Genomic DNA, 24,627 nt, shown 5'->3' with positions numbered 1-24,627 from the left:
AGCCAGCCGCTTTACTCAGTAACTGTTACGTCCTGCTCTTTTACCAGCCATACCGACAACGCACCCAGTACCATAGCCGCACCGGCCAGCATCACGATATACACCGCCTGGTTCTGAAATACCGAGCCTAAGATCCAGCCGGCAATTAACCCGGACACAATCTGCGGTGCGGCAATAGTAAAGTTAAAAATGCCCATATACACACCGGTTTTCTCCGGCGGTAAGGCGCCAGCCAATATCGCATACGGCATGGCCAATATAGCAGCCCAGGCAATACCGACACCGATCATCGGCAGCATTAGCCCCAGTGCACCTTTGGGTATTTCTACTTCAGTGATCAGCAGGTTTACGTGCGTCATGCTTGGGTCGGTAAACAGTACAAAGCTGATATAGCCCAAACCGCCGGCTAACAACGAGAACGAATACACCAACTTGCGGCCAAACAGGTTAGCCAGTTTGGCCATCACTAACGAGAACAGCACGGCAAACAGCGAGTAACCGGCGTATAAAATACCTACCCAATCACCGGCCGCGCCTTTGGCGGCCGCAATATGTGCCGGTACGCCGCCCATTTGCGCAATATAGCTGCCGTCGTACCACTCTACGCCGACACCCCAGGTATTTTGTGCAATGGCCGCGGGGAAATAGGTCCACATAATAAACAGCGCAAACCAGGAGAAAAACTGCACCAGCGCCAGCTGTTTCATAATGCGTGGCATGCTTAGCATGGTTTGCCAGAAGTCGCTGAGTTTCTCGCCCAACGAGCGCGACTTACGCACCTGCTCAGCCAGAGTTTGCGCTTCGGCATCCAGGCCTTTATAAGCGTAATATTGTGCCGGCGCATATTCTTTGGTGCGAAACACTGTCCACAGCACAGAGCCCAGCAGCACAGTAGCGCCGATATAAAATGCCCAGATCACGGACGGCGCCACTTCACCGGCTTTAGAGGCGTTTTCCAGCCCGACCACATTGGTTAACACAAACGGCAATATAGAACCGAATACCGCACCGATATTGATCAGTAAGGTCTGTACCGAGTAGCCAATATTACGCTGCTCCGGCGGCACCATGTCTGATACTAAAGAGCGAAACGGCTGAAAAGTAACGTTAAAGGCAGCGTCTTTAATAGCGAAAATCACCAGACCAAATAACATTGGTGGAATAAAGGCCACTACCATCGACGCATTGGGCAACAGCATCATTGCCGCAGCCGCCACGACTGCGCCACCAAGCATATAGGGCAGCCGGCGGCCGAGTTTATTCCAGGTACGATCGGATGCCGCGCCAACAATAGGCTGCACCAGCAGGCCCATAATGGGGGCCGCCAGCCAGAATAACGACAGCGACGATAAATCGGCGCCCAAATCTGACAGAATCCGGCTAACGTTGCCGTTTTGCAGTGCAAAGCCTATCTGCACGCCTAAAAAGCCGAAGCTGAGGTTCCAGATCTGCCAGAAGGATAACTTAGGTTGTTTCATATCCGCTCCCCGGATGGTTTTATTATTCTGTGTAAGCGCACAGATCGGTCTAAGCTACACGATAGCGGCCATTTTGCGCAAAATTGTGCATACGTATTCATCTTGTTGTCGCACTGTTTTGGCGTTAATACCAAGGCTTAATCAGCATAGCAGTGCATCCGCGCGTTAATATGGTGCACGCAATAATTAGCACGGGGACGACATGAAAACCTTTAGCCTAAGCGCCATAGCGCTGTCATTGTTACTGGCCGCTTGCCAACCACAAACCAGCCAGCCACAAACCAGTTCATCTGCAGCAGAAGTCAGCCCTGCCGCTACTCAGGTAGCGAACGAAGCTGCCAGCAGCTGGTGGCAGGATGCAGTGTTTTACCAAATCTGGCCGCGCAGCTTTTATGATACCAATGGCGATGGCCACGGCGATTTTAACGGTATGACTGCCAAATTACCGTATCTGGCCGAATTAGGCGTTAACGCCTTATGGTTAACACCAATGTTTGAAGCGCCGTCCTACCATGGTTATGACTTTACAGAGTTTTATCAGGTAGAGAGCGACTACGGCACTATGGCCGAATTTGAAGCCTTTATCAAAGCCGCCGACGCCAAAGGCATGAAGGTAATTCTGGATTTGGTGATCAATCATATTTCCAGCGAACATGACTGGTTTAAACGCTCGGCAGCCGGCGAAACACCGTACAAAGACTACTTTATCTGGCGCGATGATATGCCAAAAACCGGCAGCGGCTGGGGTCATGCCTGGAGCGATAACGACAAGCCTGATGCAGTATGGCATTACAACGAAACCCGCAACGCTTACTACTATGCCGCCTTTGGCGCCAGCCAACCGGATGTAAATTTACGCCATCCGGATGTGGTGGCAGAGATGGAAAAAATGGCTAAATTCTGGCTCGATAAAGGCGTGGCGGGTTTCCGTTTAGACGCGGTGCGCTTTGCTATGGAAGGCGGGCCGCTTGAACAAGCTGACACAGACGAAACTATCGCTTACTGGCAGAGTTTTAACCAGTTTGTCAAAAGCATCAACCCTGAAGCTTACCTTGTGGGTGAAGCCTGGGTCGATATTCCGGTTGCCGCGCGCTACTACGGCGACGGCTCCGGGCTGGACCAGGGCTTTGATTTTGAAGTCGGCTATAAAATTCTTGGCCTGCTGAAACCCGACGCCAGCGGCGAGGCGCAGTTTGGTACCATGCGGACTAATGGGCAATCAAACGCACAGCAGGTCGCTGATGCGACGGTGCTGCAGCAGAATGTGCAGCAGCGCAGCGATTCTGTCGCACCGCTAAGCTTTTTCGCGCCGTTTTTAACTAACCATGACCAGGAGCGGATTGCTTATCAGCTGGCGCAGCACGATGCCAAAGCCAAGCTGGCAGCAGCGATGTTATTCAGCTCACCCGGCACACCGTACATTTACTACGGTGAAGAAATTGGCTTAACCCAGGGCGGTACCGGCCACGATGTGTACAAACGTGCGCCTATGCTGTGGGATAACAGCCAACAGGCAGGTTTTACTGCGGCAGATAACAGCTGGGTAGAACAGCTGGAATTATTTGGCGCTGACTTCCCGAACTGGTACCCGGATTTTCTTAGCGGGCAACTGCAGGCCGAAGATCGCAGCGTCACCGCACAGCAAGCGCAGCCGGATTCAATCTGGCAGCTGTACAAGCTGTTAATAGCACAGAAAAAACAACGGCCCGAGCTTAGCACCGATGGCAGCTATGATGTTAAACAGCTGGATAACGGTGTGGTACAGATAAGCCGCGAGCTTAACGGCAGTAAAACGCTGTTTGTGTTGAATTTAACCGACAGCGCCGCCGATATCAGTGCTATTAACCGCGACGGTCTAAGCGCCAGCTGGGCCTTTGATCTGGACGGCAATACCCTGGCGCCATTCGGCTTACTGCTACTGCACAGCGCCCCCTGAGTTTGTGTATAACCAAAGTTCTCCCTGAAACCGCCGGCTGGCTTAGCGGCGGTTTTTTCTTTACCGCTTGCCAAGCTATCCTTGTTAACTTATTGTACCTGTGAAATTAACAAGGAGTGTGCATGAAACCTTTTCTGATTTTACTCAGTGGCTTACTACTGGCTGCTACTGCACAAGCTGAGCCGGCAAAAGCTAAAACCGGCCCGGAGTTATTACCGGCGTTTTCCAGCGCCAGCTCGTTAAAGGAAAATTTCAGCTGCTATGGTGGCCCGTTTTCAAGCTACGACAGCTGGCTGGCTATGATGAGCAAAAACCCAAAGTTTAATGCTGAAATGTTTAGCCAACGCTTGCCCAGAGCCGATGTTGAACGCCGCCAGCAGACGCTGGATTGCCGGGTATTCACTTATGAATCCGACGGCATTCTGGTAGAAGGCGTAATGGTGCGCCCGAAAAATACTGCGGCAAATGCAAAATTGCCGGTAGTGATATACAACCGCGGTGGCAATGCGAAGGGTGGCACCTTGGTGTATGGCGCTATTCAGCACAACTTGATGCCACTGGCGGAGCTTGGCTATATTGTGATAGCCAGCCAGTATCGCGGTGCTAAAGCCTTTCCAACCAAGGTAACAGGTGAAATTCAATTCGATCAGTTTGGTGGTGATGATGTCAATGACATCAAGAATTTGCTACCCATTATTCAGGGTATGTCCGATGCTGATAGCGAGCGGATTGCGATGAAAGGCGCCAGTCGCGGTGGCATGATGAGTTATCTGGCCGCGCGCGATATGCCGCAGCTCAAAGCGCTGATTGTTGCTGCAGGTGTTGCCGATTTAGAAGCCACCCTCGCCGTACGCCCAACAATGGAGAATGTCCTGGCCAAGTTTATCCCTAATTACACTACAGACAAAACTGCACAATTGCAGGCAAGATCGGTTGTGCACTGGCTGGACAAATTACCACCCCAGCTGCCGATACTGCTGGTGCATGGCGATAAAGATTGGCGGGTCGATGTAAGCCAATCGCAAGATTTAGCTAAAGCACTGGCTGAAAAAGGCCATCCGCATAAATTAGTGGTCTATCCGGGCGCCGATCATGGCTTATACCCAAACCGCGCTGAAGCCGATGCGGAAACTGCAGCTTGGTTAAAACAATACCTGTAAGCCATTCTGCCGCTGTAGCAACCAACTACAGCGGCAAAAAAATAGTTATTTGTCAGACTAATAGCGCATACCGGCCGGCACACCAATTTGCTAAACTAACGCCAACTGTTCTGCTGTAGCGGAGTTGTTGTGTCTGACCGTTCCCACCTGTTTTCCCTACGCCTGGGCCATGCGCTGCGCGAAGTGCTGGCCGAAGGCTATGATCTGAATAAACTCAGTAAAGACCTGCTGGCCGGTATTACCGTCGGCATTATTGCCATACCGCTGGCGATGGCGTTGGCGATTGCCTCCGGCGTCGCACCGCAATACGGCTTATACACCGCTATTATTGCCGGTTTTGTTATCGCACTCACCGGTGGCGCGCGCTACAGTATCAGCGGCCCTACTGCCGCCTTTGTGGTGATTCTATACCCGGTGGCGTTAAAGTACGGTCTAAGCGGCTTACTAATGGCCACGGTATTGTCCGGTTTTATGCTGCTACTGATGGCCATGTTTCGATTAGGCCGCTTAATTGAGTATATCCCCGAATCCGTTACCCTGGGCTTTACCGCCGGCATAGCCGTGGTGATTGCTACCTTGCAAATTAAAGACTTTTTTGGCCTGGCGATAGCCGATATGCCTGAGCATTATGCCGGGAAAGTTGTTGTGCTGGCGCAGCATTTACCGCAGTTATCCTTACCCGCCCTGCTGGTTGCCGCTGTTACCCTGGCGGTGATGTTGTTATGGCCGAAACTTAAAACGGTGATCCCGGCGCATTTACCGGCGCTGTTTATCGGCACACTGCTGGCGTTGTTGTTGCTTAATTTCGGTGCTGAGCTGGACACCATAGGCTCGCGTTTTAGTTACACCATGCCCGATGGCAGCAGTGGCAGCGGCATTCCACCCTATTTACCCTATTTCGACTGGCCCTGGTTGCGGCCTGGCCCGGATGGCGCGGTATTGGCTTTTAGCTGGCAGCTGGTAAAAGACTTACTCGCCGCCGCCTTTGCCATGGCGATGCTGGGGGCGATTGAATCGCTATTGTGTGCGGTGGTGCTGGATGGCATGTCCGGCCGGCGCCACAGCGCTAACAGCGAATTATTCGGTCAGGGTTTAGGTAATATTATTACGCCGTTTTTCGGCGGCATTACTGCCACAGCGGCGCTGGCACGCTCATCGGCGAATTATAAAGCCGGCGCGCAATCGCCCGTTGCCGCCATCGTTCATGCGCTGGTGGTATTACTCGGTCTGGTGTTGCTGGCGCAGCTGTTGTCCTATGTGCCGATGGCAGCCCTGGCCGCCTTACTGCTAATGGTGGCGTGGAATATGAGCGAAGCGCCCAAAGCGCTGCATCTGCTGAAAACCGCACCACGCAGCGATATCTGGGTGTTTATCACCTGCTTTAGCCTTACCGTGCTGTTTGATATGGTGATTGCCATTACCACCGGTATTCTGCTGGCGGCGCTGTTATTCGTTAAAGAAATTGCTGAGATGAGCAAGGTGACCGATATCAGCAATAACCGTAAACAGGTAGAGCAGCCGATACCCGACGGCTGGCAGGTGCTGAAAATCAGCGGACCGCTGTTTTTTGCCGCTGCCGAGCGCATTTTTGCCGATATCGCCCGCTTAACCGGCCATAGCCGCGGCATAGTGTTGTATATGGACGGCGTGCCGCTGCTGGACGCCGGCGGCCTGGCGGCGCTGAATAAACTGATCAGCAAATGCGCAAAAAATAACACCGAACTGCTGATCGCCGATCTACAATTCCAACCGCTGAAAACCTTAGCCCGCGCCGGGGTTAAGCCACTGCCGGGCGTACTGAGCTTTTACCCGACGCTACGCGAAGCGCTTGAGGTGCTGTATCAGCAAGCCGCAGCGGTGGACGAGCAGGACGGCTGAGCCGCCGGCTGCTGTAATACGCTGCCCAGCAGCGGTGATAACGGCAGCCGGTTAAGCTCACGCTTAGAAAAGGTTGCCGCTGTCCAAACAATACTGCTTAATGCCAACGCCAGTGCCAGCCAACCAAATACCCCTAACCAACGCGCTAAATGCGGCTGTTTATGCTTAGTCCGCAGCCAATGCATACGCATACCGCCGGCCACCAGAATACACAGGCCGCTGCCAAACAATGAATAGATCAGCTTAACGGTCAGGCCGCTAAAGTTACCAAAGTGCAGCGGGTCGGCCATATCACTTAACCGCGCCAACAGGCCCAGCTCAGCGGCATATTGCCGGCCCAGCAGTTGCCCGCTGCTGTCGAGATAGATCCGGTTGGCGCGATCGCGCACCAGCACAGTGTCATCCTGGCCGCTCAACACTATCGGCGCTTTAACATGGCTGTTATATAACACAGCGCGGATGTCCAGCTCCGGCCGCTGTGCCTGTGCTATGGCAGTAATGCCAGCCAGCGATAAAGGCTTGTTAGCAGCCGTTGCCGGCGGCGCGGCGCTGAGCGCCGCTGTGGGTGGCGGCGGATAGTACGCCAACTCAGAGCGCAACAACCAATGCTCGGCAAAGTACCACAACCCGGTAACGGTCATCAGCAGCACAAACCACCAGCTCCACAGGCCAATCAGCTTATGCCACGACGCCCAACTGTTACGCACCGCCCAGCGCCATGTACCCGGGTGACGAAACCATTGCCGCCACCAGTTACGGTAGACAAAAAAGCTGGAAATGACTGAGATCAACAGCAAAAAACTCAGCGAGGTCACAATCACTTTGCCGCTGCTGCCCATCGATAAATACATATGCAGATTACGCAAAAAGCGTGATAACCGGCCCCAGTCACCACTGCCGGTTAAGGCACCGCTGGCCGGATCAAAATAAGCAAAGCGAAAACCCGTAGGCGTGGCCAGCGCAGCTTCGCCGGCCAGGTAACGCTGCTGATGCACCTGCGCACTGATCAGCTGGCTGTCCGGGTAGGCCGCCGCCAGGTTTTGCTCTAACTGTGCCCAGTTTACCGCCGCGCTGCGTGGTGTCAGGGCGCGGTATTTGCTATCGCTCAGATACTGAATTTCATAGCTGAGCGTCGCCAGCACCCCGCTGACGCACACCAACAACAGCAAACAACCGAGCACAAAACCTGCCCAGGAATGCAGCGCAAACCATTGCCGGTTGGTCATATCAGAAGCTGTAGGTGGTAGTCAGATACAGCCGGCGCGGCTCGCCCGGAAAATGCCCGGTGCGGTCGATAAAGCCACTGCTGGCATAGGTTTTATCAAACAGGTTTTTCACGTTCAGTTGCACCAGCCAGCTTTGCCACTCAGTTTGCCAGCTGATATCAAACACCGTATAGGCTTTTACCGGCTGGCCACCAATACTTTGTTGCTCACCCACATAGTCGACACCGGCGGCAAAAGATGAGTGTAGTGCCGGCAATTCATAGCGGCTCCACAGGCCAAGCTGATGCCGCGGAGCATTGGCAAAGCGGCCGTTAAACGCATTGGTAATGCCGCTGCTGTCCTGCATGACCCGGGTATCGTTATAGGCGTAGTTCAGGTTCATTACCCAATTGTCGGTAAGATCACCTAACACATCCAGTTCAAAACCGCGGCTGCGTACTTCGCCCAATGCCAGTAAATCATCGCGGCCATCATTGCCGACATCACCGCGCGGGTCCGCCTGCAAAATATCTTTCCGCGTTATCTGATACAGCGCCGTATTTAGCCGCACGCTGTCATTTAACAGCGAAAAACGCACCCCGGCTTCATATAAACGTGAGGTTTCCGCCGCAAAGGGCCCACCCACTTCCGGCGCCTGCGACGACGCCGACTGCGGCACAAAGCCGGTGGCGGCTACCAGATAACCGCGGGCATAATCGGTTAGCTGGTAAGTAGTACCCAACCGCCATGAAGTATCGTTACCCGATACTGTGCTGCCATTACGCTGATTAGTGTCTTCAAAGCTGTCCCAGCGCAGGCCCAACAACAGATTCCAGTTATCTGACAGTGTCAGCTGATCCTGCAGATACACACCTTTACGCTCCGTTTGCGTATCCGTAATGTTAGGGGTAACGGCGTCAAGGTTATAAGCCGCACCACTGGTTAAACCGTATTGCGGGTTAACCAGACTAAGCCCCGGCACCACGCCACCGCTTTCAACCGGCTGGGCATTGCGGCCGGAGAAAAAGGAATCCTGCTGCAGGTAATCGGCCCCCATCAGCAACGTATGCTGAATATCACCGGTGCTTAGCTCAACAATATTATTCCAGGTCAGGCTAACCGAATCATTCTCGCGGTTTTGGTCACGAAACTGCCGGCCGCAGTAATCGATCACACCATCGTCATCAGTATCAAAACTGCAAAACGGTTCATGGTAGTTTTGCAGCTCCTGGTTCTGATAACCGCGCACGGTAACATCGGTACTCCAGTAGGCATTTACCTGCTGTTCTAACCGGGCCTGGTACACTTCGGCAGTTAACAGCTGAAAGTCGCTGCTTTCGTTATGGTTCCAGCTGCGGTCGGTGAGAAAATTGCCGTTGTCATCCACCACCACCCCGCGTAAACGGGCACCGCCGTAGTCTTGCTCTACGTCGGTGTATTGCAGTGTCAGCGTAGTATCCTGCGTCAGGTCGATAGCATAGCCAAAATCGAGGATCTGGTTTTCCACGTCGGTATTTTGCCGGAACGGCTGTTCGCTGTCTTTGTAAACACCAGCACGATAACGCTGCGCTGCATCGTCGGTTAACGGGCCGCTCAGCTCCAGCGAACCACTGTAAAAACTGTCGTTACCCAGTGCCCACTTTAACTGCCGCTCCGGTAAGGCGGTCGGTTTTTTTGTGCTGTAGTTGATCAAGCCGCCCGGCGCCATACTGCCGTACAACGCACCGGCGGCGCCTTTTAATACCTGAATTTCCGCTACGTTAAACAGCTGTGGCACCGCGAAGCCGTTAAACGGGTCGCCGCGTACACCATCATATAAAATTTCGTCCTGGCGAAAGCCACGAAAGGTCACGCCGGAATAACTAAAGCCGCTAACCCCGCTCATGCTGCGATATAAGTCGGTAATTTGCCGCGCCGCCTGATCGCGGATCAGGGCTTCGGGCAATACCTGAATATTTTGCGGCACTTCATCCAGCGGTGTATCGGTGCGGGTGGCCAGGCTGGAAGAGTTAACCCGGTACAGGGTTTGTGCGCGGCCTTTTACTTCGATGTGCTCCAGCGCCGCGCCGGTCGTGGCTTCAGTATTGGCGTAAGTAGCAGCAGAGAATGCCGTGGCGCAGAGCAAACTGACAGCAGAGAGACGCAGACTTATAGCAGAAAAAGGCAACATTATAGTACAACCTGTATCGCAAGAGGAATTAAACAGGCTGCGAAGTGTAAATGATAACAATTACCATTACAATGGAATTGAACTAAAAACTGTGCGGCAAAACGCTGCTACCATTGCCGGCAGCAGCGTTGGCGGTGTTAGCCTTTATGCTCGGTTTTAATCAGTTTGCCGTGCTGATCAAAGTACTGCCAGTCACCGGACGGACGGTTGCTGATATAGCCGCCCTGAGTACGTACCTGGCCGTTGGGCCAGTACTCCAGCCACTCGCCTTCTTTGCGATCGCGCAGGTAATCGCCCTGCTGCAGCGGTTTACCGTTCGGATGAAAGTATTCGGCTTTGCCTTCTTTTAAGCCTTTAACATAGTGTTCCTGTTGCTGCGGCCGGCCGTTTAAATGGAACAACTTGTAGTTGCCATGCGGCTTGTCGTACTCGTACTCAATTTCGCTTTTCAGCTGGCCGTTGTCGTAATATTCCTGCGCTAAACCATGCTTACGGCTGGCATCGTAGTGTACCGCCTGCGCTAAAGTGCCGTCTTCAAACCACGACTGCCACAAGCCAAACCACTCGCCCTTTTGCAGTTTACCGGCAATTTTCGGCTCACCGTTGCTAACGTAAAACTCCTGATAGTCACCGCTTTTTTCGCCGTTTTCCCACTGTTCAGCTTTATGCAAAATGTTTTTCGCGGTGTAAAACTCCGCCTTGCCGTGTTGTTTATTGGCCAGCCAGTGTGTTCTGTATCTGATGGTGCCTTCCGGAATAAAGCCGTACGTCGGATCATCGGCCTGATAATAGTATTCCAGCCATTCTCCGGTTTTCTGGTTGTTTTGGTAGTAACCACTGTTGCGGCGCCGCCCCTGATAATAAGTGACAAAGCGGCCTTCGGTTTTACCGTCAACAAACTCCTGCTCTTTGCTTTTTTCACCCTGCGAATAACTGATCCAGTTACCATGACGTTTGTTATTAACGTAGTTGCCTTCTTCGGTCAGATCGCCATTACCGGCCCAATACTGGTATTTGCCGTGCAGGGCAAACTTATACTCTGACGGCTTTTTCTCAACGGCATAATGTTCCAGCTTTTGCGGCTTACCGCTATCGTAAAAGCTTTGGTAACGGCCGGTAAGTTGGCCGTCTTTGCGCTCACCTTCTTCGCGCAGGGTGCCGTTAATATGCCAGCTCTTAAAGGCCCCGCTTAACTGGCCGTCAACATAGCTGTTTTGCTCGCGCGGCTCACCGGAGGAATAAAAGGTTTTGCTCAAACCATGGCGTTTACCGGCTTTATACTGCGACTCTTCTACCAGCTTGTCAGCCTGAAAGCGCTGATGCACGCCATCACGCTCGCCCATAACATAGCCGGATAACTCTATTGCCTGGCCATTGTCCTGATAACGCTGAAATACACCATGCAGCGGGAATTGACCGTTAGCACTGCGCTCTGAGGTGTGGTAGTTAATGCGCTGCGCCAGTTCACCGTTGCTGTGATAATGCAATTGCTCGCCGGCTTGCATACCGTCAATATAATGCAGCTTTTCCAGCAGTTGTCCCTCTGCGCTCAGCCGTTGCTGTTCGCCGTGCAATTTGCCCTGCTGATACAACGATAACGCAATCAACTGGCCGTTAGCATGAAACTCGCGGCACTCGCCGTGTTGTGCCCCATGCTGATAATTGCAGCTGCTGACCAAAGTACCGTCGGTGCTGAACTGCTCACTGCTGCCATGACGCTTGCCGCTGACATAGTTAACCTTTGCAGCCGGCACCCCGGCGGCGTGAAACTGCTGCCACTGGCCGTGTTGCTGGCCCTGTGCATCGTATTCACCCTGCAACAACACGTTACCCTGCTCATCGTTACTTTGATACAACCCGGTTAACTGGTTATTGGCATAGGTCCACTGCTCGGCTACTGCGCCGTTCAGGTGGAAGGTTTGCCAGGAGCCGTGACGCAGGTTGTTTTGGTAGGTTTCGACACTTTGTAGCTTGCCGTTATCATAAAAGCGGCTGACATTAATTTTTTCACCGCGCTCAAAGCGGCTGGTTTCCACTATCTGGCGCTGGCTGTTAAAGCGTTGCCACTCACCGCTGGCAACACCTGCTTCATAATGCTCAATTTGCTCAATGCTGCCATCGACAGCAAAGTACTGCCATTGCCCATGCTGCCGTCCGGCCTGATAGTGACCGCTAAGCACAGGTTGGTTACGTTGATCAAACACCTGCCAGCTACCCTGCACCAGGCCCTGGTCAAAGGTGGCCAGAGTATAGCCCTGGCTATCGCGTACCAGACGGTATTCGCCCTGCAGCGGCAAGCCGTTGCTAAGGTTATAGTACACGTCGACGCCTTCAACCTGGCGTACATCCAGCATCCGGTTGGCTAAGGTTTGGCTGGCTATGGACGGTGCGCTGACAAACAGACACAGCAGTAGTACAGCAGAGTAAAAACGGGCGGGCATGCTTTTGTTCCTGATTTACTGAATATTCCGGCGCGGAATATTAACACAAAGCTGCAGCAAGGTAAGCAGGGTTATTATTTAGTAAATATTGCCGCGCCGGCCGCAGCGGCCGGCCACTTAACTCAGATGAAAGCCACAAGACTGGCGGATAATCAGTTTGGGTTCGATCTGGCTGACGCTGATAGGTTGGTTGTTGATCAATTGCAGCAGGTTATTCACCAGCAACTCGCCGGCTTGGGTGGTATCTTGTTGAATCGTGGTCAGCGCCGGGGTAGCAAAAGACGCCACCGGAATATCATCAAAGCCCATCACAGCGATGTCTTCCGGCACGCGCAGATTACGCCGTTTCAGGCAGCGCATTACGCCGATAGCGATAAGATCGCTGGCGCAGAAAATCGCATCCACCTGATGGCCGGCGGCTAATAAATGTTCGGTGGCGCTATCGCCGGCGCTTTCGGTTGATATCGCATCAAAATGCGGTACCTGAGCCTCGTCAATACCGGCCATATTTAACGCATCAATAAACCCACGATAACGCGCGCTGAATTCCGGGCTGCCCTCAGAGGCATTGCCGATAAAAGCGAATTTTTTATGCCCGGTAGCCAATAAATGCTCGCCGGCTAAGCGGCCGCCTTCGCGGTTGTTGCTGCGCAGGGTAAACTCGGGATGGCCCAGCACTTCAGCGCCCCAGCAAACAAAATGCGTTTCCTGTGCCAGCAGCTTGGCCAGTTTTTCTTCGTAATCTTTGTAATCACCGTAGCCAAGCAAAATAATGCCGTCGGCTTTATTGCTGTCTTCGTAGTCGGCATGCCAGTCGTCACTTAGCTGCTGAAACGACACCAGTAAATCCTGGCCACGTTTGGCGCAAGCGCGGGTAATGCTGCCAAGCATAGATAAGAAAAACGGGTTAATCAGCGACTCATCTGTGGTGGGATCTTCAAACAACAGCAAGGCCAGGGTACTGCTGCGCTGCTGGCGCAGGTTACTGGCATTTTTATCGACTTTATAATTCAGTTGCCGCGCTATCGCCTGCACTTTTTCGCGGGTGGCTTTATTTACCTGCGGGCTGTTACGCAGCGCCCGTGATACGGTGGACTGCGACACACCGGCCATATAAGCAATGTCGAATGAAGTGGCTTTGTCTTTCATCTGAGTGCTCTGCTGTGACAGCGAAATTACTGCATAATACAGCGCAGTCGGATCGAGCTCTGACAAGCGCCTTATAATTGTTATGGCGGTATCATAGAGGGAATTGACGCTGGATTCAATTTCGTTCTGTGCCTGCCACCTGCAGTTATACCATATTACATGCCGGCCAGATCAGCATTTGCCTTAGTCTGTTTAATCACTGCAAATTGTGAAACATTGTTATGCCGGCTTATGTCCGGCGGCACAACTTGCTACACTCCCACAGCTGAAATTCTGTCTGAAAAAAGGTGCACCTTGCCATATTTGTTACTGCTACTTTGTCTGCTGAGTATCACGGCCAATGCCGATACAGCCGATACAACAGTTGGCTGCGATCAGGAATCGTTGTGTGCGACTGAGCAAGAACTGCATTTAAGCTTTGCGCTGGGCTACGGTCAGCGCAGCAATCCATTATATGGCGGGGAAGAGTTACCGCTGGTAGTGTTGCCCGATGTTTATTACTACGCCGAACACTGGTTTTTTGATAACGGCAAATTGGGTACCGGCTGGGCCCTGTCGGAGCAATGGCACCTGAGCTTGCTAGGCCAGTTTAATCAGGAAAAAGGCTATTTCCAAAAATGGTTTGGCGGCAATGCGTTTCAATTCAGCAGTACCACGCCTGGTAGTGCCAGTATTACCGATGAGCGCTATGGCCCGCTGCAAGCCTCAGTGCGGGAAATCAGTAAAAGACCCACCGCCTTTGATTTGGGCCTGCAACTGGACTGGTTTGCTACTAATTGGCAGCTGCAAGCTGTGCTGTGGCAGGATGTCAGCAACACTTATCAGGGCCAGCATGCCACTGTCAGTATGGCGCGAAACTGGCAAAGCCGGTTTGGCAATTGGCAACTGGGCGCTAAATTGCACTGGAAAAGCGCCAAACTGATTGATACTTACTATGGCATTGATAATAATGAGCCTTTCTATCTGCCGCGCTACAACGGCAAGGCCAGTTGGCAACCGGAATTGCGCCTGAGCTGGCAAAAGCCACTCTCTGAGCGTGTCAGCCTGCTAACCTTTTTGCGCTATTTATCACTGGACGATGCCATGACTGACAGCCCGCTGGTTAAATCAGACAACGTTACTACCTGGTTTCTTGGCATAAGCTACCGGTTTTATTAATGCCCGGATTTTGGTTGTTGTTGCTACTTAACGGCGTAACACCACAAGTGCCGGCGGCTGCTTGTGCCACAGCGATATGCTGGGATGTCAGCCCGCAAGTTTGCGTCACAGAACAACGCGATCAAAGCTGCCGCACCCAACTACAATTAAGTTGGCACAGCCATACCCCGCTTAGCGCCTGTTTATTTTTGGCTGAGCAAAAACTGCATTGCTGGCACGACGAAACTGTTGGCCACTGGCAACAACTGTTGGCCTGGCAAAACGCGGCCTTAACACTGCGTACTGCTGATAACCGGGTACTGCTACATACCGATCTACAGGTATTAAGCCGCAAACCCGCCCGACGCCGATTAAGCAGCCCATGGAGTATATTTTGATGGCAAAAATACTGTTGGTCGAAGACGATATCCGCCTGGCCTCATTAGTCCAAAGCTTTTTGACCCAACACGGTTTTGTGGTGCAACTGCAAAGCCAGGGCGATGCCGTGGCAGAGCATTGCCGCCAGTTTCAACCGGATTTAATTGTGCTGGATCTGATGCTGCCCGGCTTGGATGGCTTTGGTGTATGCCGCCAGATCCGCCCCTGGTTCAAGGGCCCGGTATTAATGTTAACTGCCAAACAAAGCGATATTGATCAGGTGCTGGGGCTGGAACTGGGTGCCGACGACTATGTAATAAAACCGGTGGAGCCGCGGGTGCTGGTAGCACGTATTAACGCCTTATTGCGCCGTACCCAAACTGCCAGCAAGACTGAGCAACAAGAGCTGCAATTTAACCGCTTATGGTTAAAGCAGCGCTCGCGCGAAGCCTGGTACGATAACGAGCGGGTGGAGCTGACCAGTTACGAATTTGACTTGCTTTGGATGCTGGCGAAGCACGCCGGCCAAACGGTTAAGCGCGAGGCCATTCACCAGCAAATTATCGGCCGTGAGTACGACGGCCTTGATCGCACCGTGGATGTACGCATTTCACATTTACGCCGTAAACTCGGCGACAACGCTGAAACACCGTTCCGGATCAAAACCGTGTGGGGCAAAGGCTATTTGTTTGTTGCTGATGCCTGGCACTAGCACGGTGTAAACCAATAATATGCAGCGGCTGTTCTGGCATTTCTATTTATTTTTATTTTTGGTGCTGCTGGGTATTGGCTGGGCCGTGGAGCAATTGTGGCAGCAATGGCAACCGGCCGCGGCGCCGCCCTGGCTTGCCAGCTACACCAGCTTGTTGCAGCAGCAGGTACAGCAACCACAAACCAGCTGGCCGGCTACCATTCAACTGCCTTACACTGCCATAGCAGCAAACAGTATTGGCTGGCTGGAGCAAGAGCAACAACAACTGCAACGCGGTGAAGTACTGGCACTGTTTGAAGATAACCAGGTATATTTTTATTATCTGCAGCAACAGCAGCTCTGGCGGTTCGGCCCCTTGCCGTTAACGCAAAACGACGGCGCTACCTGGTTTACCTTGTTGTTTTTTCTGTTGCTGGCCATTGCCGTCGCCCTATGGTTAGGGCCGGTAGCCCGTGATATCCGCCGCCTGCAACACAGTTTACAGCGCTTTACCGACAACCGTGATATTGAATTAACCCTGCCGGCGCGCTCCTTTATTGCCCCCATCGCAAAAAGCTTTGCCGATATGAGTGCGCGCATCCGCGACTTGCTGAACCTGCAGCGCGAAATGACCCATGCAGTATCGCACGAACTGCGCACCCCTATCGCCAGGTTGAGTTTTGCGCTGGAAATGGCGGAGCAACTGCCGGCACAAGAGCGGCAATTAATGCTACAGGACGTGCGCGAGCTGCAACAGTTGGTCGATGAAATTCTGGATTATGCACGGCTGGAAACCGGCCAGTTGCCGCTGCAACTGCAGCAAATTAACTTAATTGAGTTAATTAACAATGTGCGGGAAAAACTGTCGCCCTTGCCAGGTGCCGATATCAGCTTACAGCTGCCCGACAGTGCCATCCTGTACGCCGATGGCCATTATCTGGAGCGGGCATTGCAAAACGTGCTGGTGAATGCGAAAAAATATGCTAACAAACATATCTGCTTAAGCCTGGCACTGCATAAACAACACTGGCAAATTACAGTGGACGATGACGGCCCGGGTATAGCAGCAGAACTGCGGCAACAAATTTTACAGCCGTTTTTTCGCATTGAAGCCAGCCGCAATAAACAGGGCGGCGGCTTTGGGTTAGGCCTGGCGATAGTACAGCGGGTAATGCAGTGGCATCAGGGCAGTGTCACAGTGGCAGAGTCAGCGCAGGGCGGTGCCCGTTTTGTGCTTAGCCTGCCACAGCGGCGCCCCGCTCAGTTATAAACCCAGGTTCTTCATAAAGTCGTCGTCAACATCCATCTCAACGCTAACAGTATTTTCCGGCTTGTATTGCTGCGCATTGGCCAGAATGTCGTCCGGATGCTCCTGCTCGGCTTTGTCAAAGTCATGCAATTGAATAAATTCGGTTTTATCCATTGCCAGCTCAAGATAAAAAATATTATGTTCCGGCGTGCTGAAAGTCACACGGCGCGCCTGCGGCTGGTCCAGTTGGGTATTAATCAGAATTTGCACCTGCTTATTGATTGCCATCATTTTCGGCTGGCTCTGATTAATCGAGGTTTGTAAGTCGTAACGCACGGTGTTGGTAAAGTCGCCGACGATCTGGTTCATCAGCTCGCCCATTACGTTACCGACCTCGTCCGAGGTATGAAACTGCGCCAGTTCCTCTTCCGGCATGCCCATGCTCATCAGGTATTTTTTATAAATTTCCATCGCCGCCTGGGCAGTAAAATTAATAATCACCAACCCGGAGAAACCGCCGTCAAACAACACAAAGCAGCCCAGATCAGGCCGCAGACAGGTTTTTTGAATTTTTTGTACCATCGGCGAGTAAGCAACATTATGGTTACCGGCACCGGACAGCACCTTGGTAACAGACTGACATAGTGTCAGCAGTATTTCATCTGTAGTAATTATTTTGGTTTTTTTCATTGTGGCATCCTAACCTGCTTAGTTACATTAGTATAAGCGCAATGCGCTTCGTTAAGCTATTTTGTTCCTACTGTAGCGGCAGGTGCGGGCCACTGCAGAATAGCGGTTAACGCGCCGTTTTGCGCCAACTGCGCCAGTCCGCGATTAAACGCCGCTGTATGCTCCGGCTGCCAACAAGCCGCGGGGTAAGATTTGGCAGCAAATATCGGATGGATAGTCAGGCTGATGTGCGGCGCCAGCTTAGCCGCCAGATACAGCAGCACCCGCTGCTCCCCCACCACCAACTGCACTCTGTCACTGAACAGCAATTCCAGTTGCAGCTCCCGCTCAGCCAGTTCAAGGTAAGCCGCCGTACTGACGGCTTGCGCAAAATCTGCGCCCAGTACCTGCTGTGCCTGTTGGTAGGCGGCGATACGCTTATCGCGCAAATCATGCAGGCTATTTACCGTCAAGCCGGCATCTTGCCGGCTAATAGCAACATCCTGAAACGGTAAATAAGATTCTGTATAGCTGGCGCCCGCTACCGGTATCGCCACCGGTGAAGCGCAATCAAGTTTTTTATCGGCAAATTGCTTTAGCAAGCGGCTGTAACTGTGAAACTCATACTGCACCTGATAGCCGGCTTCAGCAAAAATACGTGACACCAGCCGATATTCATAGCCGTCCGGCTCACCTTGCGCATTAAAGAACGACCAGGGCGCGGATAAATGCAAGCCAACACGCAGTGGCTGTGCCGCCTGCAGTAACGTAAGCGGCAATAACATGACCAGCATCATCAGGTAGCGGCAACATTTCATAAAGGCACAACAGCTTTATCTAATTTAATCGCATTACACTGCTTTGGGCCGGCAAATGCAAATTACGCTGACCGGTACAGACATATTTAGTAACCCATTTTTACATTGCGCCGTTAGGCGGCGGCAGCAAAACCGCGTATTATATAGCGCCGCTGAACTAAGAGCCTGATGCCCATGCCCCAAAAACCCGCCGGTTGGATCATTATATTACTGGCCGCTGTCGTTGCTACCACCCCTTTGGCAATAGATATGTACCTGCCTGCAATGCCAATTATGGCACAGCAACTGAATACCTCTATTGGTATGGTGCAGCAATCGCTGAGTATTTTCCTCGCCTTCTTTGGTATCAGCATGCTGATCTGCGGCCCACTGGCCGACAGTTTCGGCCGCCGGCCGCTGGCTATTTTTGGTTTAACCGGTTTTGTGCTGGCCAGCATAGCCTTAAGTTTAGTCAGTACCATAGAGTGGTTTTTGTTCTGGCGTGCGCTGCAAGCGCTGTGTGGCGCGGCAGCAACGGTAGTGGTGCCAGGCATAGTACGGCATATTTATCAGGAACATACCGCTAAGGGTATGTCTTATGTGTCGATGATCATGATGCTGGCGCCCTTGTTGGCACCGGCCATTGGCAGCGGCGTGCTGTGGCTGGCGAACTGGCAGATGATTTTTGTCTCATTGGCTGTGTACGGCGTTGTTATTTTGCTGTTGAGCTGGCGCTACTTACCGGAAATTAAGCCAGCCGGCACAGTACAAAAAATGGCCTTTTTTGCCGGTTATAAGGTGGTATTTTCCCGTGTTTCTGCACGGCCGGATATTGCCACCTCAATGTTCGCCTCGTTTTCGTTCTTTTGCTTTTTAACCGCAGTGCCGTTTGTTTATATCAAATTTTTCGGCGTAGACGAGCAGCTGTTCAGCCTGTTGTTTGGCTTTAACGTGCTGATGCTGATGCTGGCCAATTTTATTAACAGCCGGCTGGTAACCCGTTTAGGACCGCAACGTATGCTGCGCGCCGGCCTGGCCGTGGCAATAGTCAGTGCAAGCGCGTTAACGCTGTTTAATTTCTGGCAGTTAAGTCTGGTATACACCGTGCTGTCGATTGCCCCGCTGATGGCCAGCTTAAGTTTAATTGCCACCAATGCCGATGCAATGATCCTGATGAAATTTCCGGATAACAGTGGCACGGCAACGGCGGTTATCGGCACCTTGCGCTTTGGCATCGGCGCCCTGGCCGGGCCCTTGCTGGCACTGTTTTACAACGGCACACCCCTGCCGTTCTCATTACTGATGCTGGCCGGCGTATTGTGTATTGCGGTAAGTCAGTTGTGGCATAAACCGGCAGAGCAACCGGTTAGCGCCACAACGGATTAAATCTTACAGGCGCCCCCACTGCACTCGTCGTCTTCGTCGCCATATTGCGGAGCGTCAGCACGGTTAAGTTCATCCTGCTGCTGACGTTCTACATTTTGCTCAGCGGCAGCAAAGTCCAGATGATCCAAATCAAAATCCAGCTCAGACATTGTATTTCTCCTGCGTTAAACACGCCCTTTGTTAAACGCCCTTAGTGTAGCAAAGGCCGGCGGCAGACTAAAGCCGCTCGCCGGCTTATTATCAGCTGTTGCTACCCTGGTCAGCGGCACGACGCTAATTACTTAGCGGCCGTTACTTGATATCATAGCGCCACTTTTTTCGCCGCAGCAGTTGCAGGAGCATCTTATGACCACGCTTACCCTACAAACCCCGGATGACTGGCACTTACATTTCCGTGACGGCGATATGCTGCGCGAAACCGTACCAGCCACCGCACGCCAGTTTGCCCGCGCTATTGTGATGCCAAACTTAGTGCCGCCGGTAACCACGGCCGCCATGGCTGTTGCCTACCGCGAGCGGATTTTAGCGGCACGGCCGGCCGGCAGCGACTTTCAGCCGTTGGTCACCCTGTTTTTAACCGATAAAACCAGCGCCGCCGATATCAGCGCTGCTAAAGCAGCCGGTGTGGTAGCCGCCAAGTTGTATCCGGCCGGTGCCACGACCAATTCCAGCGATGCGGTAAGCGCGCTGGGCAGCCTGTATCCGGTATTTGAAGCCATGGCAGAGCAAGGCATGTTGTTGTTAGTGCATGGCGAGGTAACCGATCACGACATTGATATTTTCGACCGCGAAAAGGTATTTATCGACCGCTATCTGCAGCATATTGTTACGCGACTGCCGACATTAAAAGTGGTGTTTGAGCACATTACTACCGCAGATGCCGCCAGTTTTGTTGCCACGGCCTCAGCCAATGTCGCGGCCACTATTACACCGCAGCATTTATTGTTAAACCGCAACGATTTATTGGTTGGCGGTGTGCGGCCACATAACTACTGCCTGCCGGTACTAAAACGCCGCACTCACCAGGAAGCCCTGCGTGCTGCTGTAGCCAGCGGTTCGACTAAGTTCTTTTTAGGCACAGATTCCGCGCCGCATGAAAAACACCGCAAAGAATCTGCTTGTGGTTGTGCCGGCTGTTACAGCGCCCACAGCGCAATAGAGCTGTATGCCCAGGTATTTGATGACCTGGGTTGCCTGGATAAGCTGGAAGGCTTTGCCAGCCATTACGGCGCCGACTTTTACGGCCTGCCACGCAACAGCGGTACGGTAACGCTGCAAAAACAGCAGTGGCAGGTACCGAATGAAATTACCCTGCCAAACGGTAACCCGATAGTACCGTTTTATGCCGGCGAAACCTTAAACTGGAAATTGGTGTAACACTGATGTTCCAATTGACAGGAATCGGTTTGCTCTAAGCTAACCGTTGCAGGCCAGGATGGCCGAATCGAGCCTACAGGGACGTATTTACGGCGTGTTGGCGTGAGCAAACCGATTACTGTTCTCCCCGGTTTGGATGATTTGCTCAGTTTTTTAAATAACTCAGCAGCCGCTCCAGTGCGCGGTAGCTGAGTGCCTCCATTAAATGCGCGCGGCTTATTTGCGCTTGCTGCTGTAAATCAGCAATGCTGCGCGCAACTTTAATAATCTTATGGTAGGTACGTGCCGACAGCTTAAAGCGGTGAATAGTATCTTCCAAAAATTGCGCATCAGCTCGCTGTAACGGGCAAAAATCGGCAATTTCGCTGCCGCTTAAGCGGGCATTGGCCTTACCCTGGCGCGCCAACTGCAACTGCCTGGCAGCCAGCACCCGCTCACGCACACTGGCACTACTTTCTTCCTGCGTCTGCTGGCTTAACATGCCCTTGGGCAATAGCGGCACTTCAATTTGCAATTCAATACGGTCAATAAAAGGCCCGGATAAGCGGTTTAAATAGCGCATTACCTGCTCAGGTGTAGCACGGCCGTCCTGATGGTGCCCGGTTGGGCTGGGGTTTAATGCTGCCACCAGTTGAAACTGGGCCGGAAACTCGGCCTGGCGCGCTGCGCGGCTGATATGTACCACTCCGGTTTCCAGCGGCTCGCGCAGCACATCCAGCACCTTGCGCGGAAATTCCGGTAACTCGTCCAAAAATAAAATACCATGGTGCGACAACGATATTTCGCCCGGCCTGGGTACAGAACCGCCACCCACCAACGCCACCGCAGAGCTGGTGTGATGCGGCGATCTGAACGGCCGTTGCTGCCAATCAGTTAAATTACGCTTTAACCCGGCAATAGAGTAAATCGCTGCTGTGGCCAGTGCTTCCTGCTCGGTCAGCGGTGGCATAATGCCGGGCAAACGCTGCGCCAGCATCGACTTACCGGTTCCGGCCGGCCCCAGCATTAACAGGTTATGCTCACCGGCAGCGGCAATTTCTAACACCCGCTTGGCATGAGCCTGACCTTTTACATCGGCCAAATCCGGTAAATGTTGTTGTTCACGCGCCGGTAACGCCGGGATCAAAGGCAACGGTTGCTGTGCCAGTAAAAAACTGTGTACCTGCAGCAAATGCTCTGCGCCATGCACCGCCACCTTAGGCACTTGTTGTGCCTGCTGCGCATTTAACATTGGCAGCACCACTTCGCGGCCGGCATCCCGGCAGGCTATGGCTACCGGGATTTCCCCTACTATGCTGCGGATCTCGCCGGACAGCGCCAACTCGCCGCAAAACTCATAGCCGTGCAGGCTTTTCTCTGCCAACTGGCCGGAGGCGACAATAATACCCAGCGCTATAGGCAAATCAAAACGGCCGCCTTCTTTGGGTAAGTCGGCCGGGGCTAAATTCACGGTAATTTTACGGTCGGGGAAGGCAAAACCACTGTTCACCATGGCACTGCGTACCCGGTCACGTGATTCTTTTACTGAGGTTTCCGGCAAGCCGACTAACTGAAATGCCGGCAAGCCATTACTGATATGCACTTCCACCGTAACCAGGGGGGCATCCAGGCCGTGGCGGGCGCGGCTGTAAACAACGGCCAGTGACATCCTGTCTCCGCTATCAATCAAAAGATAATTAATATTTATTCAATTGTTAAATATATGCAAGTAAACGAAGCATTTATTACACCGTGCTGCCAAAAAATAACACAGCTTGCCGCATCAGAGCGGATAACTGCGCTGGCTTTGTGTTACTTAGCCGGGCATCAAGGCGCGGGGCTTTCCAAAATCAGTTTCAGGTTATTCAGCCCTTGCTGTAAATCGTCAGCTATCATGCTTTCAACATCAATAAACAGCAGCATTAAATTCATCGGATACGGCATATGGCCGGCAAAGCCCCAGCTAACCCGGGTTTGGCTGTCGCTTATCGCTTCGGTTTGCATATAGGCCGGCGATACCGCGCTATAAGGCTCATAAAAGCGCAGTTCCAGCTCTATCCGCTCGCCTTCGGTAATGGCGATGATTTCCTGCTCACCGGTACCGACATCCGGGTTGTCACTGTGCCAGGACGAGACAAAACCCACAGTGCCATCCACGCCACGCGACGCCGTTTGCATATTCGGGTCCAGCGCTGCCCAGACACTAAAGTTTTGCTGATTACTGACAAAGCGCACGTAGTCAAATACCAGCATTACCGGCTGGTCAATCTGCACCCTGGCTTCAACCTGATAATCCTGCTTCACAAACAATGCCGCCAGCAAGGGGACCGCCAACAACGCTAACACCACAATCAGTACTTTCTTTAACATAGTGAGCAATCCTTATTATGCTGCGGCATTATTCTGCTGTAATGCCTGATGGCGCTGTTACCCTTTGTTTAAACGCCGCCTGTTTAAACCCGGCCCGCTTAAACATAGCCCGATTTTTGTTAACACTCCAGCGATGGCTGTTATTGTTAGCAAAAGCGTTATTTGTGTCGTCAATTCAGCCATATAGTGGTCACAACCGCCAGGCGCCAGCGCCAGTTTAAAATATAAATGTTTAAATACAACAACTTAAATTAAGGCATTTATTTTGCAGTGCTTTTGTTAAGCGCTTTGGCAAACTTAGCCATTATTGAATAAACCAGAAAAACAACAAGGACATCATATGAAAAGCACTGTTATTACTGTACTCGCTGCCAGCTTACTCAGTGGCTGTGTTATTTATGTTGGCAACGGTCACGCCGGTGACTTACAACATGAAGAGCGCAAACTGACATTAAACGGCGCTGGCTTAAAACAACTGCAGGCAGATACCGGCGCCGGTAAACTGGATATTATCGGTGAAGCCGGCCGCAGCGAAATAGAAATGGTCGCCAACATTTATTATTACAAGGCTGACGATATTCGCCTGAGCCTGACAACCAGTGGCAATAGTGCGGTACTGGAAGCCGGGTTCGACAAAAGCTTTTATAACGGCAACAGCCCCTATATCGACGTGGTTGTTAAGGTACCTGAACACTTCGGCCTGACGCTGGATGACGGCTCCGGCGATACCGACATCAATGGCCTGCAGGGCGATTTGCAGGTAGAAGATGGTTCCGGCGATTTACGCATTAGTGGCGGTGCCAACGTAAAGGTGGAAGATGGCTCCGGCAATTTACTGATTGAACAGGTCAGCGGCAAACTGACGGTAGATGACGGTTCCGGTGATCTGACCATTCGCCGTGTTGCCGCTGATGTAACCATTGAAGATGGTTCCGGCGATATCTTCGTCAGCGCGGTGGGTGGTATCGTCACTATTGATGACGGCTCCGGCGATATTAACGTAGACGGTGCCGGCGGCCTGACCATTCTCGACAGCGGCTCCGGTGGTTTAAAGCTGAATGCCATTAACGGCCCGGTAAAAATTAACGATTAAGCCGGTTAACCAGACAAATTTTGTTTATTTCACGCTACCGCATTTGGCTTAAGGCAAAACTGCGGTAGCATTACGCCTTTGTGC

General features: G+C 52.4%; 20 protein-coding genes. 10 read left to right on the top strand and 10 right to left on the bottom strand.

The window, feature by feature from the left end; translation table 11 throughout:
• Window positions 1-11: 11 nt before the first annotated feature.
• Complete coding sequence (locus Q8O77_RS06290) at window positions 12-1,478, bottom strand: MFS transporter (RefSeq protein WP_305552001.1); 1,467 nt, start codon at window positions 1,476-1,478, stop codon at window positions 12-14.
• 202 nt (window positions 1,479-1,680) lie between these two features.
• Here Q8O77_RS06290 and Q8O77_RS06285 point away from each other — a divergent pair, with 202 nt between their 5' ends.
• The 3 genes from Q8O77_RS06285 (at window position 1,681) to dauA (ending at window position 6,452) form a co-directional block, all read left to right on the top strand.
• Window positions 1,681-3,414 carry an alpha-amylase family glycosyl hydrolase gene (locus Q8O77_RS06285; RefSeq protein ID WP_305552000.1) on the top strand — a complete coding sequence of 578 codons (1,734 nt, stop codon included), beginning with the start codon at window positions 1,681-1,683 and terminating at the stop codon, window positions 3,412-3,414.
• A gap of 122 nt (window positions 3,415-3,536) precedes the next feature.
• Complete coding sequence (locus tag Q8O77_RS06280) at window positions 3,537-4,574, top strand: S9 family peptidase (protein ID WP_305551999.1); 1,038 nt, start codon at window positions 3,537-3,539, stop codon at window positions 4,572-4,574.
• Between the two features lie 129 nt (window positions 4,575-4,703).
• Entirely contained in the window at window positions 4,704-6,452 is a 1,749-nt protein-coding gene (gene dauA / locus Q8O77_RS06275; RefSeq protein ID WP_305551998.1) for a C4-dicarboxylic acid transporter DauA, read from the top strand.
• On the opposite strand, the gene Q8O77_RS06270 is transcribed toward dauA, so the two are convergent.
• From Q8O77_RS06270 to Q8O77_RS06255, 4 genes are all read right to left on the bottom strand, one after another.
• Entirely contained in the window at window positions 6,416-7,678 is a 1,263-nt protein-coding gene (locus Q8O77_RS06270; RefSeq protein WP_305551997.1) for a PepSY domain-containing protein, read from the bottom strand. The genes dauA and Q8O77_RS06270 overlap by 37 nt on opposite strands.
• Before the next feature lies 1 nt (window position 7,679).
• On the bottom strand, window positions 7,680-9,827 hold the full coding sequence (locus Q8O77_RS06265; protein WP_305551996.1) for a TonB-dependent siderophore receptor: 2,148 nt from the start codon (window positions 9,825-9,827) through the stop codon (window positions 7,680-7,682).
• Window positions 9,828-9,964: 137 nt separating this feature from the next.
• Complete coding sequence (locus tag Q8O77_RS06260) at window positions 9,965-12,268, bottom strand: toxin-antitoxin system YwqK family antitoxin (protein WP_305551995.1); 2,304 nt, start codon at window positions 12,266-12,268, stop codon at window positions 9,965-9,967.
• 117 nt (window positions 12,269-12,385) lie between these two features.
• Window positions 12,386-13,417, bottom strand: coding sequence for a LacI family DNA-binding transcriptional regulator (locus Q8O77_RS06255; RefSeq protein WP_305551994.1), 1,032 nt, complete (start codon window positions 13,415-13,417; stop codon window positions 12,386-12,388).
• Between the two features lie 294 nt (window positions 13,418-13,711).
• Between Q8O77_RS06255 and Q8O77_RS06250 the strand changes: the two genes are divergently transcribed.
• The 4 genes from Q8O77_RS06250 to Q8O77_RS06235 are packed head-to-tail and all read left to right on the top strand — an operon-like array spanning window position 13,712 to window position 16,893.
• Window positions 13,712-14,575 (top strand): MipA/OmpV family protein, encoded by an 864-nt coding sequence (locus Q8O77_RS06250; protein WP_305551993.1) that lies wholly within the window; start codon window positions 13,712-13,714, stop codon window positions 14,573-14,575.
• Entirely contained in the window at window positions 14,575-14,952 is a 378-nt protein-coding gene (locus Q8O77_RS06245) for a DUF3019 domain-containing protein (protein WP_305551992.1), read from the top strand. Before Q8O77_RS06250 ends, Q8O77_RS06245 begins: the two co-directional genes overlap by 1 nt.
• On the top strand, window positions 14,952-15,644 hold the full coding sequence (locus Q8O77_RS06240; protein ID WP_305551991.1) for a response regulator transcription factor: 693 nt from the start codon (window positions 14,952-14,954) through the stop codon (window positions 15,642-15,644). Before Q8O77_RS06245 ends, Q8O77_RS06240 begins: the two co-directional genes overlap by 1 nt.
• A gap of 19 nt (window positions 15,645-15,663) precedes the next feature.
• Window positions 15,664-16,893: an ATP-binding protein gene (locus Q8O77_RS06235; protein WP_305551990.1), complete on the top strand. Its 1,230-nt coding sequence runs from the start codon at window positions 15,664-15,666 to the stop codon at window positions 16,891-16,893.
• Here the strand turns inward: Q8O77_RS06235 and Q8O77_RS06230 are convergent.
• Window positions 16,888-17,562: a DUF3334 family protein gene (locus Q8O77_RS06230; RefSeq protein ID WP_305551989.1), complete on the bottom strand. Its 675-nt coding sequence runs from the start codon at window positions 17,560-17,562 to the stop codon at window positions 16,888-16,890. The genes Q8O77_RS06235 and Q8O77_RS06230 overlap by 6 nt on opposite strands.
• Window positions 17,563-17,618: 56 nt before the next feature.
• A complete protein-coding gene (locus Q8O77_RS06225; protein WP_305551988.1) occupies window positions 17,619-18,359 on the bottom strand; it encodes an ABC transporter substrate-binding protein in 741 nt (246 codons plus the stop codon).
• 174 nt (window positions 18,360-18,533) lie between these two features.
• Here Q8O77_RS06225 and Q8O77_RS06220 point away from each other — a divergent pair, with 174 nt between their 5' ends.
• Window positions 18,534-19,724, top strand: a complete 1,191-nt coding sequence (locus Q8O77_RS06220) for a Bcr/CflA family efflux MFS transporter (protein ID WP_305551987.1) — start codon at window positions 18,534-18,536, stop codon at window positions 19,722-19,724.
• Here Q8O77_RS06220 and Q8O77_RS06215 read toward each other — a convergent pair.
• Entirely contained in the window at window positions 19,721-19,873 is a 153-nt protein-coding gene (locus Q8O77_RS06215) for a hypothetical protein (protein WP_305551986.1), read from the bottom strand. The genes Q8O77_RS06220 and Q8O77_RS06215 overlap by 4 nt on opposite strands.
• A gap of 196 nt (window positions 19,874-20,069) precedes the next feature.
• Here Q8O77_RS06215 and pyrC point away from each other — a divergent pair, with 196 nt between their 5' ends.
• Window positions 20,070-21,101, top strand: a complete 1,032-nt coding sequence (gene pyrC / locus Q8O77_RS06210; protein ID WP_305551985.1) for a dihydroorotase — start codon at window positions 20,070-20,072, stop codon at window positions 21,099-21,101.
• 145 nt (window positions 21,102-21,246) lie between these two features.
• On the opposite strand, the gene Q8O77_RS06205 is transcribed toward pyrC, so the two are convergent.
• Together Q8O77_RS06205 and Q8O77_RS06200 are read right to left on the bottom strand one after the other, a co-directional pair.
• Window positions 21,247-22,749, bottom strand: coding sequence for a YifB family Mg chelatase-like AAA ATPase (locus Q8O77_RS06205; RefSeq protein ID WP_305551984.1), 1,503 nt, complete (start codon window positions 22,747-22,749; stop codon window positions 21,247-21,249).
• A gap of 158 nt (window positions 22,750-22,907) precedes the next feature.
• Window positions 22,908-23,450, bottom strand: a complete 543-nt coding sequence (locus tag Q8O77_RS06200) for an SRPBCC family protein (RefSeq protein WP_305551983.1) — start codon at window positions 23,448-23,450, stop codon at window positions 22,908-22,910.
• A gap of 340 nt (window positions 23,451-23,790) precedes the next feature.
• On the opposite strand from Q8O77_RS06200, the gene Q8O77_RS06195 reads away from it, so the two are divergent.
• Complete coding sequence (locus tag Q8O77_RS06195; protein WP_305551982.1) at window positions 23,791-24,543, top strand: hypothetical protein; 753 nt, start codon at window positions 23,791-23,793, stop codon at window positions 24,541-24,543.
• Window positions 24,544-24,627 lie beyond the last annotated feature (84 nt).

Origin of the sequence: Rheinheimera sp. (genome assembly GCF_030690345.1) — a bacterium.
Classification (GTDB): domain Bacteria; phylum Pseudomonadota; class Gammaproteobacteria; order Enterobacterales; family Alteromonadaceae; genus Alishewanella.
Note: the sequence above shows the minus strand (reverse complement) of the source record. Positions and strands in the feature narration are given on the sequence as shown.